Origin of the sequence: Staphylococcus warneri (genome assembly GCF_900636385.1) — a bacterium.
Classification (GTDB): Bacteria; Bacillota; Bacilli; order Staphylococcales; family Staphylococcaceae; genus Staphylococcus; species Staphylococcus warneri.
Genome location: NZ_LR134269.1, coordinates 1,426,843 through 1,446,670, shown reverse-complemented (window position 1 = coordinate 1,446,670; position 19,828 = coordinate 1,426,843). Strand labels below are relative to the sequence as shown.

Genomic DNA, 19,828 nt, shown 5'->3' with positions numbered 1-19,828 from the left:
ATCATTTTAGATTTATTTTAATAGAAAAACTGAGGGATTTTTCAGATTTTTCTTTATGAATTTATATTAAAATAAGTTATAATTAATTTGAGGTATTATTTGAAGAAGGGAAGAAAATATAATGTTTAATAAAGAAGATCAATTAGCAATCGATACGATTCGTGCTTTAAGTATCGATACAATAGAAAAAGCCAATTCAGGTCACCCTGGTTTACCAATGGGTGCAGCACCAATGGCATACACACTATGGACAAGACACCTAAATTTTAATCCCCAATCTAAAGATTATTTTAACAGAGATAGATTTGTATTATCTGCTGGACATGGCTCGGCGTTATTATATAGCTTATTACATGTATCTGGTAGCTTAGAAATGGATGAACTAAAACAATTTAGACAATGGGATTCTAAAACACCAGGTCATCCAGAATTCAGACATACTGATGGTGTAGAAGTAACAACGGGTCCACTAGGTCAAGGTTTTGCAATGTCTGTAGGTATGGCATTAGCAGAAAGTCATTTAGCAGGTAAATTTAATAAAGAAAATTACAATGTAGTTGATCATTATACGTATGTACTTGCGTCAGATGGCGACTTAATGGAAGGTATTTCACATGAGGCAGCTTCATTTGCCGGCCATAACCAATTAGACAAATTAATCGTTTTATATGATTCAAATGATATTTCATTAGATGGTGATTTAGACAAAGCATTTTCTGAAAAAACACAATCACGTTTTGAATCATATGGATGGAATTACATCTTAGTTAAAGATGGCAATGACTTAGAAGAAATAGATAACGCAATTAATAAAGCTAAATCTCAACAAGGACCAACTATTATTGAAGTTAAAACAGTCATTGGATTTGGATCTCCAAACAAATCAGGTACTAACGGTGTACATGGTGCGCCATTAGGTGAAGATGAACGTAAATTAACATTAGAAGCATACGGTTTAGATCCTGAAAAACGTTTTAATGTACCGCAAGAAGTGTACGATATTTTCAACTCTACAATGTTGAAACGTGCTAATGAGCATGAAGAAAATTGGAAAAATAAAGTTGAAGAATATAGTAAAGCTTATCCAGAATTAGCTGAAGAGTTCAAATTAGCAATAAGTGGTAAATTACCACAAAACTATGAAAAAGAACTACCTAAATTTGATGCAGATCATAATGCAGCATCACGTGCTGACTCAGGTGAAGTTATTCAAGCGTTAAGTAAGCACGTGCCATCATTCTTTGGTGGATCTGCAGACTTAGCTGGTTCAAACAAATCAAATGTTAAAGATGCTAAAGATTACGATAAAGATAATCGTGACGGTAAAAATATTTGGTTTGGTGTTCGTGAATTTGGTATGGGAGCAGCCGTTAATGGTATGGCAGCTCACGGTGGTTTACATCCATATGGAGCAACTTTCTTTGTTTTCAGTGATTACTTAAAACCTGCATTACGTTTATCAGCAATTATGGGCTTAAATTCAACATTTGTATTTACTCATGATTCAATTGCAGTAGGTGAAGATGGTCCTACGCATGAACCAATTGAACAATTAGCTGGATTACGTGCAATTCCTAACATGAATGTGATTCGTCCTGCAGATGGTAACGAAACAAGAGTTGCTTGGGAAGTTGCTCTAGAATCTGAAAGTACACCTACATCATTAGTACTTACACGTCAAAACTTACCAACTTTAGATGTTCCAGAAGAAACAGTAGAAGAAGGCGTGCGTAAAGGTGCTTATGTAGTTTATGAATCTAAAGAATCTCCTGAATATTTATTATTAGCAACTGGTTCTGAAGTAAGTTTAGCGGTTGAAGCAGCTAAAGATTTAGACGCACAAGGTAAAGGCGTTAGAGTTGTTTCTATGCCAAACTGGTTCGCATTCGAACAACAATCAGAAGACTACAAAGAATCTGTGATTCCTTCAAACATAACTAAACGTGTTGCTATTGAAATGGCATCAACATTAGGTTGGCATAAATATGTTGGTACTCAAGGTAAAGTGATTGGTATCGATGGATTTGGTGCAAGTGCTCCTGGCGACTTAGTTGTTGAAAAATATGGATTTACAAAAGAAAATGTTTTAAATCAAATTCGTGAATTTTAATTCATTGTTGATTTAAATATATTGCTGTAGCCTGAGACATTTAATTTATGTCCCAGGCTTCGTTTTTAAATAATAAAATAATTTATAAAGTACGTTTAATAAAATTAGAAAATTTGTTATGATTTTTGATGTGCATTATTTTAAGTCTTAAATTTGTCTTGAAATAAATATTTGAATCTAGTAAAATTCATTAGGATAAAGAAAGTGGGTGAAACAATGGCAACATGGTTAGCAATTATCTTAATTGTAATAGCATTAATCGCAGGTTTAGTTGGTGGTTTCTTCTTAGCTAGAAAATATATGATGGACTATTTGAAAAAAAACCCACCTATTAATGAAGAAATGCTACGTATGATGATGATGCAAATGGGTCAAAAACCTTCTCAAAAGAAAATCAATCAAATGATGACTATGATGAACAAAAACATGGACCAAGGTATGAAAGGTCAAAAGAAATAATATAAAAAGGGATTAAGGCAGTTATAAATTTCTGTCTTAATCCTTTTTATTTTTAGTTATGATTGTTCTATTAAATAAAATAACCAAATGTTCAGTTAAAATTGAAATGTATTTATAATATTGAAAGGATTAGAAGAATTATTAAGTCTATCGTTAAGGCATCCAACATTAATCGTTAAGTTTAATGTGAGGTGTTTATTTTGAATTTAGAACCAGATAGTATCAAATTAGGTATCGCGTCATTTTTATCAGTAATAATTGTTTCAATTATTGGTAATCGGCTAAAAGTGCATGTAGTGTTACAATTATTATTAACAGTTATCATAATGGTTCTATTATTATTCTTTTTCTGGAGGCTAGGATATTTAATTTACTATAAATGATGTGTTTTGAGTGAAAATGAATAGTCATTTGAAATGTAGTTTGTATCAGTAAAGTTTAATCATTATTTTGAAACTATCTTTATGAATAACAGTAAAAATAGAACTAAAAATATAAGTTAACAAATGCGTAGTGTCTTCATTTTTATAAGGTTATAACGGTTCAATTATTGATAAGAAATCATAAATAAAATAAGGTGTTAAATTGATTGATATTGGGATACCTATTTATTAAATTAAAAGCTATGAAAATATATACGTTTAATGATATACTAACACGTGATTAAAAAAGAGTATTGTAGTTTAGAATATATGAGAAGGTGTAACAGTGGCATATTTAATATTTTCAATTGTATTTGCATTCTTGATGGGTGCAGTTGTTATTGTGATTCGTATGAAAGCACAAAATTTTCCAGTCAATGAAAAGAAAATTATTTTACCACCATTTTTCATGGCAACAGGTGCTTTAATGTATGTAATACCATATTTCAGATTGACGGGAACTGAGATACTAGAATCATTAGTCTTAGGTGTATTATTTTCTACAGTTTTAATTTGGACATCTCGTTTTGAAGTAAAAGGTAGTGAGATTTATATGAAACGATCAAAGGCGTTTCCAATTATTTTGATATCACTATTAGTTATACGTACTGTTATAAAAATATTCATTAGTAATGAAATTGATCCAGGAGAAATTGCTGGTATGTTTTTCTTATTAGCATTTTGTATGATAGTACCATGGAGATTAGCGATGTATTACAAGTACAAAAAAGTAAAAAAATCTATTGTTCATTAAATATATAAAAGCCACTTATCTACCTAGATGAGTGGCTTTTTGCTTGAAATATATATTGAAAAGTAATATGATTAATACGAACAAACGTTCTATTCGGAGGTATAAAGATGAAGGTAATCCATACAGCAGATTGGCATCTAGGTCGAATTTTAAATGGTAAACAACTACTCGAAGATCAAAGATATGTATTAGAACAATTTATAGATCGAATGAAAGAAGAAAAACCAGATATGATCGTTATTGCAGGAGATTTATACGATACTACATATCCTGGTAAAGAAACGATTAAATTATTTGAAGAGACGATTGCCACGTTAAATATTGATATGAAAATTCCAATTATTTTAATTAGTGGGAATCATGATGGAAAAGAACGTTTGAATTATGGTGCGAGTTGGTTCGAACATAGCGATTTATATATAAGAACTCAACTTGAAAGTATGACACAACCAATTCATATAAATGGCATCAATTTTTACACATTACCTTTTGCAACAGTTGCTGAAGTGCAACATTATTTTAAAGATGATTCAATTCAAACGCATCAACAAGCATTAGATAAGTGTATAAGTTCTATGTCAGAAACGCTACAACCTCATGAAATTAATATTTTGATTGGCCATTTAACTGTACAAGGTGGTAAGACTTCAGATTCAGAAAGGCCATTAACGATAGGTACTGTCGAAACAGTAGAAAGAAAATCATTTAATATTTTTGATTTTGTAATGTTAGGTCACTTACATCATCCATTTAGTATTAATGAGGACATTATTAAATACAGTGGCTCATTACTTCAATATTCTTTTTCAGAAGTTGGACAACCTAAAGGTTATCGAGTAGTTAAGTTTAATCATAAAAATGATATTCAAGATTATTTTGTTCCAATAGAACCAATGAGAAAATTAGAAATTGTCACAGGGGATTATGAAGACGTCATACAGGAAAAGGCAAACGTATCAAATAAGAATAATTATATCCATTTCAAATTAAGAAACATGGCTCATATTTCAGATCCGATTATTAATTTGAAACAAATCTATCCTAATACATTAGCATTAACAAACGAAACGTTTGAGTACCATGAAGCAATTCAACATATAGAAATCAAAAAAGAAGATGATCTTTCAATTATTAATCATTTTTATAAAACGATAACCAATGAGCAATTAAGTGATATACAAGAAAAGAAAATTAACCAAATTATTAATGATTTGATGAGAAAGGAAGATTAATTACCTTGAAACCAATGATGTTAAAGTTGAACAATTTTGGTCCTTTCTTAAATGAAACAATAGATTTTAGAAATATAGATCAAAATCAATTGTTCTTAATTAGTGGTAAGACTGGTTCCGGTAAAACAATGATATTTGATGCCATCGCATATGCATTATATGGAGAAGCTTCAACTAAAAATAGAAAAGAGAATGATTTAAGAAGTCATTTTGCAGATGGTAATTCAGCAATGCAAGTGACGTTCGAATTTGAACTTAATCATAAACTATTTAAAATAGTTCGTACTGGTCCTTATATTAAAGAAGGTAATACAACCAAAACGCCCGCAAAGTTAAATGTTTTCGAGTATATAGAAAACGAATTTGATTTAAGGGAAAGTATGGTAAATGCAGGTAATCAATTTATTATCGACTTAATTGGTGTTAATGCTGAACAGTTTAGACAGTTATTTATTTTGCCACAAGGTGAATTTAAAAAATTCTTATTATCTAATAGTAAAGAAAAGCAAGGGATTTTAAGAACACTCTTTAATAGTGAACGATTTGAAGAAATTGAAAAACAATTAAACGAAAATGTTAAAAATGAAAAAATCCAAATTGAAGAAAGATATAAAAACATTGAACGATTATGGAATGATCTCCATACTTTTGAAAACGATGAGTTAGAAGAATTAAAAAGTATCAATGTACATCAAACAGACAAAATCATTGAGGTATTACATAGGTTTAATGAATTTGGTAAAAAAATAGGGAGAAAAAAGTATGAACAAAAGAAAAATAATGAAAATGAAATTGAAAAAGTAGAACAAAAGCTCAGTGATAATAAAGAGTTAGAATTAAATTTAAATGAGTTAAATAAAAGTGAAAGTACATTAAAGCAACTTAAGCAAAAGGAAAATAATATAAATCAACAACGTGAGAGATTAAATAAGATTAATGAAATTAAACCATTATCACTATTACTAGATAGAAATGAAGCGGCCAATAAAAAGTTAAATCAAGCAGAAAAATTGATAGAAATCGTTGGTCAAGAAATTAACAAGTTAATAAAAGAAAAAGAAGAAAATCAATTAGAATTAAATCAATTATCTGAACAAGAAGAATCTATCAATAAAGAAAAAGCCTATTTGGAAAAAACTAATACTTTTTATACCAATATGACTCTCTATTTAAATAGTTATAAAGACAAAGAACGATTGATATCGCAACTCGTAGATTTAAATGAAAATAGAGAAATAATAGAAAATGAATTATTAAAACTAAATGAAGCTATTAAATCAAAAGAAATTAACTATAGTTATGTTGAACAATTGAGTCAGGATATTTTCAATATTGAAAAAGAACTAGAACTAGCAGAAAAGCTTAAAAATGATATGAAAATTAAAGCAGAATTAACCTCTAAGTTGAATGACACTAAGACATCCTATAATCAAAAATGTATTGAAATAGAAGACTTATCTAATAAGTTGTCCGAAATAGATAAGACAGAAATTAATTTGAATAACAAAGAAACTTTAGTTGAACAACTTCAACAAGTCATGTCACTTGGAGATACATGTCCGATTTGCGGGAATGAAATTACTTCATTAGGACAACATATTGATTTTGATAGTATTAATAAAAAGCAAAATTTAATTCAATCATTACAAAAAGAGCTTAATGAAATGAATATCGATAAAGCTAAATTGGAAAGTACTTTAAATCACTTAACGGAGCAAATAAACAATATTCATGTAGATGAAAATACCATGCCGGATATAAAAACCCTTTATTCTAAAATCAATAGAAAGAAAGAAGAAAAAGAAAAACAACAGAAGGAAAATGAATTTATCTTAAAAACAAATAAAAAGGTAGAACAAAAACGTCAAGAATCGTTTGAAATTGAAAATGAAATTAAAAATGCAAAATCTAAAATTGAACAATGTGAGATACGTATCAATGATTTTGAATCAACTACTCAGTATAATGAAATAGATGAGTTTGAAACATATTTTAAAAAGTTAAAAAGTAATGTTGATCATTATTTAAAATTACTTGAAAATCATAAACAAAATAGAAATGAAATTATTCAAAAACTAAGCATAGAAGAAAATAACTTGCATCATCATAAGCAAACTAAAAATGATATTCAAGAGGAAATTAAACAAACACAACAAGCATTAGATGCTGAAATGAACCGTTTAAATATAGATTCTATTGAACAAGTTCAGGATATAATTAAAATTGTTTATGAAAAAGAAGACATAGAGAATGAAATTAAAGAATATGATAAACAAATCCATAAGAATGAATTGGAAATAAGCAGACTTAAAAAGTTAGTTGCAGGAAGAAAATTAGATGATATAGGAGAAATTCAAAAAAACTCTATCAGAACTTAAAGCTAAACTTGAAAATGTAACTAATGAAATTGCCACATTAGAATATCAACTGAAATTAAACCAACAAAAAGTAGATGAAATTGTATCTCATATCGAGTATTTAAACAAGGAGTTGAAAGAGCAACAAGATATATTTAATCTTGCAGAAATTCTATCTGGTAAAAACAGTCAAAAATTAACATTAGAAAACTATGTACTAATTTACTATTTAGAAAAAATTATAGCACAAGCTAATATTCGACTTGCTACTATGAGTGGTCAAAGATATCAATTGCAAAGAAGAGAAGCTTTATCTCAAGGGTTTAGTGGTTTAGAAATAGATGTTTTTGATTTTTATTCTAATAAAGCAAGACATATTAGTTCACTATCGGGTGGAGAAACATTCCAAGCATCGCTTGCGCTAGCTTTAGGATTAAGTGAGATTGTTCAACAAGAATCGGGCGGAATCTCTCTTCAATCAATGTTTATTGATGAAGGATTTGGTACATTAGATCAAGAAACACTTGAAACTGCACTTGATACACTAGTAAACCTTAAATCGAAGGGAAGAATGGTAGGTATTATCTCTCATGTTAGTGAATTAAAACAAAGAATACCACTTATTTTAGAGGTAACATCAAATCAGTATCAAAGTATGACAAAATTCAAATGGAATTAAAGTGAAATGTCTCTATAAAAAAATCGATTTATCAACTTTTGATTGTAAGTTGATAAATCGATTTAATATTATTATTAATGTTTTTCTCTTAATAAGTCTCTAATTTCAGTTAAAAGAACCGTATTTTGTTCTAATTCTTCTTCTGGTTCTTCTTTCTTCATTAAAGTATTTGCAATTTTTACAAAGATAAATAATGCAAAAGCAATGATTATGAAATCAATTATTGATTGTATGAATAAACCATATTTAATTCCCCAGAAAGCCCAATCTTCTGCAAAATTGACTGAACCGAAAATTTTACCAATCAATGGCATGATGATGTATTCGACTAATGCAGAAATGATTTTATTGAAAGCTGCCCCCATAACAACGGCTACAGCTAAATCTAATACGTTGCCTTTTAACGCAAAGTCTTTAAATTCTTTAAGCATTTAAATAGTCCTTTCTAAACAATATTTAAAAGCCATTATACAACATATAATTAATTTAGCAAATAGGAAATTTAATCAAATTTGATTCTAAATAGGACGTTTGTTATCCTATAGTAGTGCTTTAGTAAAATTAAATGTTTTAAGATAAAAAAAGAATATTTTAGTTTTACTAGATTGAAAATTTAATAATAGATATGAAGGGAGTAATTAATTATGAATTCTTCTTCTTCTAATGAAAAGAACGGTAAGAAGATTTCTCCGGTGTTTATCTATAGTGCAATTATCGCAGCAATTGTTGTATTAATTGGTGCTATTTTCCCAACACAATTTGACTCAGTAACGAATGAGGTCAAAATGTGGATAACAGATAAACTAGGTTGGTATTACTTAATTCTAACTACGATTATAGTTTTCTTCTGTATTTTCCTTATCTTTAGTCCAATTGGGAAACTTAAATTAGGTAAACCAAATGACAAACCGGAATTTAATACTATTTCTTGGTTTGCGATGTTATTTAGTGCCGGTATGGGTATCGGTTTAGTATTCTACGGTGCAGCTGAGCCAATGTCTCATTTCGCTTCACCACCTGATGCCGATCCGAAAACGACTGAAGCTTACACAGAAGCATTACGTTCAACATTCTTCCATTGGGGCTTCCATGCATGGGCTGTATATGGTGTTGTAGCATTAGCACTTGCTTATGCACAATTCCGTAAAGGAGAGCCTGGCTTATTATCTAGAACATTACGCCCAATTTTAGGTGATAAAGTTGAAGGTCCAATTGGAACATTCATCGACGTTCTTTCAGTATTTGCTACTTTAGTTGGTGTAGCTGTATCACTTGGTATGGGTGCATTACAAATCAACGGTGGTTTAAATTATTTATTTGGCGTACCGAATACAACTTGGGTCCAAGCTATTATTATTGTCATAGTTACAATCCTATTTATTGCAAGTGCTTGGTCTGGTCTAAGTAAAGGTATCCAATATTTAAGTAATCTAAACATCGGATTAGGTGCTTTATTAATGATTATTACATTAATTATTGGACCAACTGTTTTAATATTAAACATGATGACTAGTTCAACTGGTAGCTTATTAAATACATTCTTATTTAATAGTTTTGATACTGCAGCATTAAATGGACAAAAACGTGAATGGATGTCTACATGGACACTTTACTACTGGGGTTGGTGGTTAAGTTGGAGTCCATTCGTTGGTGTATTTATTGCCAGAGTTTCAAAAGGACGCTCAATCAGAGAATTTATTTCTGGTGTACTATTAGTACCAGCAATTGTTAGTTTCATCTGGTTCAGTGTATTTGGTGTTCTTGGTATCGAAACTGGTAAGAAACATCCAGAGTTATTTAAAATGACTCCAGAAACACAATTATTCGGTGTATTCAACCACGTACCATTAGGTATCGTATTATCATTTATTGCACTTATTTTAATTGCTTCATTCTTTATTACTTCAGCTGACTCAGCAACATTCGTATTAGGTATGCAAACAACATTTGGTTCGTTAAATCCAAGTAGTATGGTTAAAGTAACTTGGGGTATTGCTCAAGCACTTATCGCCTTTGTATTATTATTAGCTGGTGGCGGAGATGGAACAAAAGCGCTCAACGCGATTCAGAGTGCCGCCATTATTAGTGCGTTTCCATTCTCCTTTGTCGTCATATTAATGATGATCAGTTTCTACAAAGATGCTAATAAGGAACGTAAATTCTTAGGATTAACATTAACGCCTAATAAACACAGATTAGAAGAATATGTTAAATATCAACAAGAGGATTACGAATCTGATATTTTAGAAAAACGTGAATCTAGACGTAATCGTGAAAGAGAAGAATAATTGAATGAAATATCTACTATAATGGTGGATTTAAAGCTATCAACAATTTTGTTGATAGCTATTTTTTATGTTTCAAGCATATAAAATAATAATTACTTGCGATTGATAACCATTCTCAATTAATAAAAATAACTTATGGTACAAATGAGTCATAATAAGTTTTACTTATACTACCTGATTAAAAATGCGAAATGAAAAATGACTCCTTTATATACCTATACAGTTGTGTTCGAAAACATATAATAATACAATTTAACTAAGGCATATAAATATATAGAAATTCAAGGGGGATATCAAATGGCTTCTAATTTTAAAGAAACAGCAAAGAAACAATTTGATTTAAATGGCCAATCATACACGTACTATGATTTAAAATCATTAGAAGAACAAGGTTTAACTAAAATTTCAAAGTTACCTTATTCAATCCGTGTATTACTAGAATCTGTGTTACGTCAGGAAGATGATTTTGTAATTACTGATGATCACATTAAACAATTAGCAGAATTTGGCAAAAAAGGTAACGAAGGTGAAGTACCTTTCAAACCATCTCGAGTTATTTTACAAGACTTCACTGGTGTACCAGCAGTTGTTGACTTAGCGTCTTTACGTAAAGCAATGAATGATGTTGGTGGGGATATTAACAAAATTAACCCTGAAGTACCAGTTGACTTAGTTATTGACCACTCAGTACAAGTCGATAGTTATGCTAATCCAGATGCACTACAACGTAATATGAAATTAGAATTCGAACGTAACTATGAACGTTATCAATTCTTAAACTGGGCAACAAAAGCATTTGATAACTATAATGCTGTACCACCTGCTACAGGTATTGTCCACCAAGTAAACTTAGAGTACTTAGCGAATGTTGTTCATGTTCGTGACGTTGACGGAGAACAAACTGCGTTCCCAGATACATTAGTTGGTACTGACTCTCATACTACAATGATTAACGGTATTGGTGTATTAGGTTGGGGTGTCGGCGGTATCGAAGCCGAAGCAGGTATGTTAGGACAACCATCATACTTCCCAATTCCAGAAGTTATCGGTGTAAGATTAAGTAATGAATTACCACAAGGTTCAACAGCAACTGACTTAGCATTACGTGTAACTGAAGAGTTACGTAAACGTGGTGTAGTAGGTAAATTCGTTGAGTTCTTTGGTCCTGGTGTAACAAACTTACCATTAGCTGACCGTGCGACAATTGCTAACATGGCGCCTGAATATGGTGCAACTTGTGGTTTCTTCCCAGTTGATGAAGAATCACTTAAATACATGAAATTAACTGGTCGTAAAGATGATCATATTGCACTTGTCAAAGAATATTTACAACAAAATAATATGTTCTTCCAAGTTGAAAATGAAGATCCTGAATATACTGAAGTGATTGATTTAGATTTATCTACAGTTCAAGCTTCTTTATCAGGGCCAAAACGTCCACAAGATTTAATCTTCTTAAGTGACATGAAAACTGAATTCGAAAAATCAGTTACAGCACCAGCTGGAAACCAAGGTCATGGTTTAGATGAAAGTGAATTTGATAAGAAAGCAGAAATCAAATTTAATGATGGCAGAACTTCAACTATGAAGACTGGTGATGTTGCAATTGCAGCGATTACATCATGTACAAATACATCTAACCCTTACGTTATGTTAGGTGCAGGTTTAGTTGCTAAAAAAGCAATTGAAAAAGGCTTAAAAGTACCTGATTATGTTAAAACTTCATTAGCACCAGGTTCAAAAGTTGTTACTGGATATTTAAGAGATTCAGGTTTACAAGAATATCTTGATGATTTAGGTTTCAACTTAGTTGGTTATGGTTGTACAACTTGTATCGGTAACTCAGGTCCACTATTACCTGAAATTGAAAAAGCAGTAGCTGACGAAGATTTATTAGTAACTTCTGTACTTTCTGGTAACCGTAACTTTGAAGGTCGTATCCATCCATTAGTTAAAGCTAACTACTTAGCTTCACCACAATTAGTTGTAGCTTATGCATTAGCTGGAACAGTTGATATCGATTTACACAATGAACCTATCGGTAAAGGTAAAGATGGCGAAGATGTATATCTTAAAGATATCTGGCCAAGTATCAAAGAAGTTGCAGACACTGTTGATAGTGTCGTAACACCAGAATTATTCTTAGAAGAATATGCAAATGTATACGAAAATAATGAAATGTGGAATGAAATCGACGTTACTGACGCACCATTATATGATTTCGATCCAAATTCAACTTATATTCAAAATCCATCATTCTTCCAAGGTTTATCTAAAGAACCAGGAACTATTGAACCATTAAAAGATTTACGTATTATGGGTAAATTTGGTGACTCAGTTACAACTGACCACATTTCTCCAGCAGGTGCGATTGGTAAAGATACACCAGCAGGTAAATATTTATTAGACCATGATGTTCCAATTAGAGAATTTAACTCTTATGGTTCAAGACGTGGTAACCATGAAGTAATGGTACGTGGTACTTTCGCTAATATCCGTATTAAAAACCAATTAGCGCCAGGTACTGAAGGTGGATTTACAACATACTGGCCTACAGGAGAAATCATGCCTATCTATGATGCAGCTATGAAATACAAAGAAAATGGTACTGGTTTAGCTGTTTTAGCAGGTAATGATTACGGTATGGGTTCATCTCGTGACTGGGCTGCTAAAGGTACAAACTTATTAGGCGTTAAAACTGTTATTGCACAAAGTTATGAACGTATCCACCGTTCAAACTTAGTAATGATGGGTGTATTACCATTACAATTTAAACAAGGTGAATCAGCTGATTCTCTAGGTTTAGAAGGTAAAGAAGAAATTTCTGTAGATATCGATGAAACAGTTAAACCTCATGACTTAGTAACTGTTCATGCTAAGAAAGAAAATGGAGAAGTTGTTGATTTTGAAGCAATGGTTCGTTTCGATTCATTAGTAGAATTAGATTATTATCGTCATGGCGGTATCTTACAAATGGTATTAAGAAATAAATTAGCTCAATAATCACAAAAGATGTGACTTTTGACAGTGCTAACGTTTAGGTTAGCACTGTTTTTTTATGCTAAACTATATATGTAATGTTAATAGTTAAGGAAGGATTGGACTTAAATGATTTATAGTTTGACTGAAATTGAACCAAGATATCAAGAGACAGATAAAATGGGCGTGATTTATCATGGTAATTATGCAACATGGTTTGAAGTAGCGCGTACAGATTACATTAGAAAACTAGGATTTAGTTATGCTGATATGGAAAAGCAAGGGATCATTTCTCCAGTTACAGACTTAAATATCAAATATAAAAAATCAATTTTTTATCCTGAAAAAGTAACCATTAAAACATGGGTGGAAAAATATTCAAGATTACGTTCTGTGTATAGATATGAAATTTTTAATGAACAGGGCGAACTTGCAACTACAGGTTATACTGAGTTAATTTGTATGAAAGCTGATACGTTTAGACCAATTAGATTAGATCGTTATTTTGCAGATTGGCATGAAACCTATAGTAAAGTTGAATCTTTAAATAAAGAAGGCATCAATGAAGAAGTAACTCATGGTATTGATCATTTATAATTTAAATTAATAAGACATAACAAATATAGCCCTAGAATGCTTTATTAATGCATTTTAGGGCTATATAATATTTCTATTTCTTTGTATATGAAATTTTATCTTCATGATCAACTGTATCTACCACAATATGATCATCTTCAAAGTACCATAAATCTTTCTCGGATATAACAATCGTTAATCCGTTATATTCTTCTTCATAAGCAACCTCAACATCAGATTTGTTTTCAACATTAAACGCTGGGCTAAATCCTTGTTTTAATTGAAATTCGCCACCATATCTTACGAAGAAATGTAATACTTGATTATCTTCCGGTAAATCAAATTCATCTTTAAACCATTGAACGGCTTGGTCTGTAAGTTCAATTTTCATTTAATCTCCTCCATAATAAATCTCTATATTTTACTCGATGGATTGTCAATTTTAGTGATATTAGAATTATAGCATAGCCTATCATTCTAATATATTTTTAAACATTATACATACTGACAAAATAAAAAATGTGCTTATATCAACATGTGTCATTTATGACTATAAAGAAAAGCACTTAATAAGATATCTATTAGGTAAATATCTAATTAAGCGCTAATAATTTTGTTTATTTGATTTACATCCATGTTATCTTAGGTTCTTCACCTTTAAAGATTCGGACAATATTTGTTTTGTGGCGTATAATTAAAATTATAGAAACAATGCCGCTAACTGCAAGTAAGATGTAGTCCTGTATAATGAGTGAACCTATCACACAACAAATAGCTGCTACGATACTTGATAAGGAGACGTATTTAAATGTTTTTAGCACTAAAAAGAAAATTGCAGCTAAAATTAATAATAAAATGGGATTTACTCCTAAAACTACCCCAGCACTCGTAGCAACAGCTTTACCACCTTTAAATTTTAAATATATAGGATATACATGGCCAAGTATTGCAAATAAACCTACAATCAGTCCGTTGGTAAAGAATGTACTTATAGGTCCATCAACATGTACTGGTAACCAAATAGGGAAGAATACAGTGATAAAACCTTTGAAAATATCTAAGAAGGTTACCACAAATCCTGCTGGTCTACCTAATACCCTAAAACTGTTTGTTGCTCCAGTGTTGCCACTACCAAATTGTCTTATATCTTTCTTAAAGAATAGCTTTCCTATAACTAAACCACTTGGAAAAGCGCCAATAAGATAACTTAGTATTAACATGACGACAATCATCATAAAATACACATCCTTTAGTAACTTAGCACTATTTTACCATATCCCCCTTATTTTAGAACAATAAAAATTGATAATTTAAAAATGAATAATCATTAAAATAAACTGAATTATCAAGATGACACTTGCAATTTATACAGATTTATATAAGAATAACTATTGTATAGTTTTAAAAACGAACGTACGTTTGTAGGAGGGCGAAATCATTGGCAATGAATAAACAAAATCATTATTCAGATGATTCTATACAGGTTTTAGAAGGTCTTGAAGCTGTTAGAAAAAGACCGGGGATGTATATAGGATCAACTGATAAACGTGGATTGCATCATCTAGTATATGAAGTTGTCGATAACTCCGTCGATGAAGTATTAAATGGTTACGGGGATGAGATTACAGTTATCCTAAACCAAGATGATAGTATTTCAATAGAAGATAATGGTCGTGGGATGCCAACAGGTATTCACGCTTCAGGTAAACCAACTGTTCAAGTTATCTTTACCATATTACATGCTGGAGGCAAGTTTGGCCAAGGTGGTTATAAAACATCTGGTGGACTACACGGTGTTGGTGCATCGGTGGTTAACGCACTAAGTGAATGGTTAGAAGTTGAAATTCATAGAGACGGTAATATATATAAACAGAGTTTTAAAGATGGTGGTGTGCCTGCGACAGGGTTACTAAAAGAAGGTAAAACAAAGAAAACGGGTACAAAAGTAACGTTTAAACCAGATCCTGAAATTTTCAAAGCCACGACATCATTTAATTTTGATGTTCTAAGTGAGCGTTTACAAGAATCTGCATTCTTATTAAAAAACCTAAAAATTAAATTAATTGATTTACGTCGTGGTAAAGAAAGAGAAGAATATTACCATTACGAAGAAGGTATTAAAGAATTTGTAAGTTATGTCAATGAAGGTAAAGAAGTTCTTCATGATGTCACAACTTTTACAGGTACATCTAATGGCATTGAAGTTGATGTAGCTTTCCAATATAACGATCAATATTCTGAAAGCATTTTAAGCTTCGTTAATAACGTGCGTACTAAAGATGGTGGTACACATGAAGTCGGATTTAAAACAGCTATGACTCGTGTATTTAACGATTATGCTAGACGTATCAATGAATTAAAAGAAAAAGATAAAAATTTAGATGGAAATGATATACGTGAAGGATTAACGGCTATCGTTTCTGTAAGAATTCCTGAAGAGTTATTACAATTCGAAGGACAAACTAAATCTAAATTAGGTACATCAGAAGCTAGAAGTGCTGTAGACTCAGTTGTTTCTGAAAAATTGCCATTTTATCTTGAAGAAAAAGGACAATTGTCTAAATCACTTGTGAAGAAAGCGATTAAAGCACAACAAGCTAGAGAAGCGGCACGTAAAGCACGTGAAGATGCACGTTCTGGTAAAAAGAACAAACGAAAAGATACGTTATTGTCAGGTAAATTAACACCTGCTCAAAGTAAAAATACTGAGAAAAATGAACTTTATTTAGTAGAGGGTGACTCTGCAGGTGGTTCTGCTAAACTTGGTCGTGATCGTAAATTCCAAGCAATACTACCACTAAGAGGTAAAGTCATTAATACTGAAAAAGCTAGATTAGAAGATATCTTCAAAAATGAAGAGATTAACACGATTATTCATACAATTGGTGCAGGTGTTGGTAACGAATTTAAAATTGAAGATAGTAATTATAGTCGAATTATAATTATGACCGATGCCGATACAGATGGTGCACATATTCAAGTTTTATTATTAACGTTCTTCTTTAAATATATGAAACCTTTAGTACAAGCTGGTCGTGTCTTTATAGCATTACCTCCACTTTATAAATTAGAAAAAGGTAAAGGTAAATCTAAGAAAGTAGAATATGCTTGGACTGATGATGAATTAGATAAATTACAAAAGCAACTTGGTAAAGGGTTCTCATTACAACGTTACAAAGGTTTAGGTGAAATGAATCCTGAACAATTATGGGAAACAACAATGAATCCTGAAACACGTACATTGATACGAGTTCAAGTTGAAGATGAAGTACGCTCTTCAAAACGTGTTACCACTTTAATGGGAGATAAAGTAGCTCCACGTAGAGAATGGATTGAAAATCATGTTGAATTTGGTATGCAAGAAGATTTAAGTATTTTAGATAATACTGAAGTTCAAATTTTGGAAAATGAAACCTATGAGGAGGATGAAACGAATTGAGTGAGATAATTCAAGATTTATCACTTGAAGATGTAATCGGTGACCGTTTTGGACGATATAGTAAATATATTATCCAAGAGCGAGCATTACCAGATGTTCGTGACGGGCTTAAACCAGTACAACGTCGTATCCTATACGCGATGTACTCAAGTGGTAATACATTCGATAAAAATTTCCGTAAAAGTGCTAAAACTGTCGGGGATGTCATCGGTCAGTATCATCCTCATGGTGACTCTTCAGTGTATGATGCTATGGTGCGTTTAAGTCAAGATTGGAAGTTGCGACATGTCTTAATCGAAATGCATGGTAACAATGGTAGTATTGATAATGATCCACCTGCTGCGATGCGTTATACGGAAGCTAAGTTAAGTCAACTATCTGAAGAACTATTAAGAGATATTAATAAAGAAACCGTGTCATTTATTCCAAACTATGATGATACGACGCTAGAACCTATGGTATTACCTGCTAGATTCCCTAACTTATTAATTAATGGTTCTACTGGTATTTCAGCAGGTTATGCAACTGATATTCCACCACATAATCTTGGTGAGGTTATTCAAGCGACTTTAAAATATATTGATAATCCTGATATTACTGTGAGCCAATTAATGAAATACATTAAAGGACCTGATTTTCCAACTGGAGGTATCATTCAAGGTCTAGATGGTATTAAAAAGGCATATGAATCAGGTAAAGGTAAGATTGTTGTACGTTCAAAAGTAGATGAAGAAGAATTACGCAATGGACGTAAAGAATTGATTGTGACTGAAATTCCGTACGAAGTGAATAAAAGTAGTTTAGTTAAACGTATTGATGAATTACGTGCGGATAAGAAAGTTGACGGTATTGTTGAAGTTCGAGATGAAACGGATAGAACGGGCTTACGTATTGCTATAGAACTTAAAAAAGATGTTAATAGTGAAGCAATCAAGAACTTCTTATATAAAAATTCAGACTTACAAATATCTTACAATTTTAATATGGTAGCAATTAGTGACGGGCGACCTAAATTAATGGGTATTAAACAAATTATTGATAGTTATATCAATCACCAAATTGAAGTCGTCGCGAATAGAACTAAGTTTGATTTAGAGCATGCTGAAAAACGAATGCATATCGTTGAAGGTTTAATGAAAGCCTTGTCAATATTAGATGAAGTCATTGCACTTATCCGTAATTCTAAAAATAAAAAAGACGCTAAAGATAACTTAGTTGCTGAGTTTGACTTTACTGAAGCTCAGGCTGAAGCGATTGTGATGTTACAACTTTATCGCTTAACAAATACCGATATTGTTGCTTTAGAACAAGAACATGATGAATTATCTAATTTAATCAAAGATTTACGTCATATATTAGATGATCATGATGCATTATTAAATGTGATAAAAAATGAATTGACAGAAATAAGAAAGAAATTCAAAACAGATCGTCTGTCTACGATTGAAGCGGAAATTTCTGAAATTAAAATTGATAAAGAAGTTATGGTACCAAGTGAAGAAGTAGTATTGAGCTTGACGAGACACGGCTATATTAAACGGACAACTACACGAAGCTTTAATGCAAGTGGTGTTTCCGAAGTAGGCTTAAAAGACGGAGATAGTTTATTAAAGTACCTTGATGTAAATACTCAGGATACTGCGCTCGTGTTTACAAATAAAGGTAGATATTTATTCATCCCTGTTCATAAATTAGCTGAAATCAGATGGAAAGAGTTAGGACAACACGTGTCGCAAATTGTTTCTATTGATGAAGATGAACAAGTGATTGATGTGTTTAATGAAAAAGACTTTAGCCAACACGAAGCATTTTATATTATGGCTACGCGCAACGGCATGATTAAGAAAAGTAGTGTTCCTCAGTTTAAAACGACACGCTATAACAAACCATTAATTGCTATGAAGGTGAAAGACCAAGACGAAGTGATTAACATTATGAGGGTAGAATCAGATCAACTCATTACAGTGATAACGCACAAAGGTATGTCACTTACTTATTCTACAAATGAACTATCTGATACTGGTCTTCGTGCTGCGGGCGTTAAATCTATTAATTTAAAAGATGAGGATTTCGTAGTCATGACTCAAATGATTAACCATTCGGAATCAGTGATGATGGCTACTCAACGTGGTGCAATTAAGCATATTGGATTCAAAGTATTACAAGAAGCTAAACGTGCACAAAGAGGTATAACTTTACTTAAAGAATTGAAAAAAGCACCACATCGAATTGTAGCAGCTGATGTTGTCCGTCATAATTATACAACCTATACATTATATTCAGATAATAATCAAGAGAGTGGCGAAATTGCGTCGATTCACAAATCTGAACAATATACGAACGGTTCGTTTATTGTAGATATTGATGATTTTGGTGAAGTCAAAGGTATGTACTTACAATAAAAGTATATGCAATACATGAATAAGATGATAAAATAAAATATAATAATCACAATTAAAGCGTTCAAGAGGTTTATATTAAATTGAACAATCTAATGATAAGTATTGATATGTTGAATCATTATTTAATTAGA

The 19,828-nt window shown here is 31.4% G+C and carries 12 protein-coding genes and 2 pseudogenes; 11 read left to right on the top strand and 3 right to left on the bottom strand.

Annotated elements, in window-relative coordinates; translation table 11 throughout:
- Positions 1-121: 121 nt before the first annotated feature.
- The 6 genes and pseudogenes from tkt to EL082_RS12215 form a co-directional block, all read left to right on the top strand.
- Entirely contained in the window at positions 122-2,110 is a 1,989-nt protein-coding gene (gene tkt, locus EL082_RS06980; protein WP_002466358.1) for a transketolase, read from the top strand.
- Positions 2,111-2,326: 216 nt separating this feature from the next.
- The gene (locus EL082_RS06975) at positions 2,327-2,569 is read left to right on the top strand and encodes a YneF family protein (RefSeq protein ID WP_015365032.1); all 243 of its coding nucleotides are present in this window, start codon (positions 2,327-2,329) and stop codon (positions 2,567-2,569) included.
- A gap of 708 nt (positions 2,570-3,277) precedes the next feature.
- Entirely contained in the window at positions 3,278-3,745 is a 468-nt protein-coding gene (locus tag EL082_RS06965) for a CcdC family protein (protein WP_002465848.1), read from the top strand.
- A 107-nt stretch (positions 3,746-3,852) separates the two neighbouring features.
- Positions 3,853-4,977 carry an exonuclease subunit SbcD gene (gene sbcD / locus EL082_RS06960; RefSeq protein WP_002465846.1) on the top strand — a complete coding sequence of 375 codons (1,125 nt, stop codon included), beginning with the start codon at positions 3,853-3,855 and terminating at the stop codon, positions 4,975-4,977.
- Positions 4,978-4,982: 5 nt separating this feature from the next.
- Positions 4,983-5,756: pseudogene (locus EL082_RS12220) on the top strand (AAA family ATPase); the annotation flags it as partial.
- A gap of 1,672 nt (positions 5,757-7,428) precedes the next feature.
- Positions 7,429-8,013 (top strand): annotated as a pseudogene (locus EL082_RS12215) (SbcC/MukB-like Walker B domain-containing protein); the annotation flags it as partial.
- Between the two features lie 74 nt (positions 8,014-8,087).
- Here EL082_RS12215 and mscL read toward each other — a convergent pair.
- Positions 8,088-8,444, bottom strand: coding sequence for a large conductance mechanosensitive channel protein MscL (gene mscL / locus EL082_RS06950; RefSeq protein WP_002466891.1), 357 nt, complete (start codon positions 8,442-8,444; stop codon positions 8,088-8,090).
- Between the two features lie 213 nt (positions 8,445-8,657).
- Between mscL and EL082_RS06945 the strand changes: the two genes are divergently transcribed.
- The 3 genes from EL082_RS06945 (at position 8,658) to menI (ending at position 13,877) form a co-directional block, all read left to right on the top strand.
- On the top strand, positions 8,658-10,301 hold the full coding sequence (locus EL082_RS06945) for a glycine betaine uptake BCCT transporter (protein WP_023375256.1): 1,644 nt from the start codon (positions 8,658-8,660) through the stop codon (positions 10,299-10,301).
- A 297-nt stretch (positions 10,302-10,598) separates the two neighbouring features.
- Complete coding sequence (gene acnA, locus EL082_RS06940) at positions 10,599-13,304, top strand: aconitate hydratase AcnA (protein ID WP_002451312.1); 2,706 nt, start codon at positions 10,599-10,601, stop codon at positions 13,302-13,304.
- Positions 13,305-13,409: 105 nt separating this feature from the next.
- Positions 13,410-13,877, top strand: a complete 468-nt coding sequence (gene menI / locus EL082_RS06935) for a 1,4-dihydroxy-2-naphthoyl-CoA hydrolase MenI (protein WP_002466091.1) — start codon at positions 13,410-13,412, stop codon at positions 13,875-13,877.
- 73 nt (positions 13,878-13,950) lie between these two features.
- On the opposite strand, the gene EL082_RS06930 is transcribed toward menI, so the two are convergent.
- On the bottom strand, positions 13,951-14,247 hold the full coding sequence (locus tag EL082_RS06930) for a HesB/YadR/YfhF family protein (protein ID WP_103286306.1): 297 nt from the start codon (positions 14,245-14,247) through the stop codon (positions 13,951-13,953).
- A 235-nt stretch (positions 14,248-14,482) separates the two neighbouring features.
- The gene (plsY, locus tag EL082_RS06925) at positions 14,483-15,091 is read right to left on the bottom strand and encodes a glycerol-3-phosphate 1-O-acyltransferase PlsY (protein WP_002466090.1); all 609 of its coding nucleotides are present in this window, start codon (positions 15,089-15,091) and stop codon (positions 14,483-14,485) included.
- A 209-nt stretch (positions 15,092-15,300) separates the two neighbouring features.
- Between plsY and parE the strand changes: the two genes are divergently transcribed.
- Both parE and parC read left to right on the top strand, forming a co-directional pair.
- The gene (parE, locus tag EL082_RS06920) at positions 15,301-17,295 is read left to right on the top strand and encodes a DNA topoisomerase IV subunit B (RefSeq protein ID WP_037540500.1); all 1,995 of its coding nucleotides are present in this window, start codon (positions 15,301-15,303) and stop codon (positions 17,293-17,295) included.
- On the top strand, positions 17,292-19,697 hold the full coding sequence (gene parC, locus EL082_RS06915; RefSeq protein WP_015365027.1) for a DNA topoisomerase IV subunit A: 2,406 nt from the start codon (positions 17,292-17,294) through the stop codon (positions 19,695-19,697). The genes parE and parC overlap by 4 nt, the downstream gene beginning before the upstream one ends.
- Positions 19,698-19,828 lie beyond the last annotated feature (131 nt).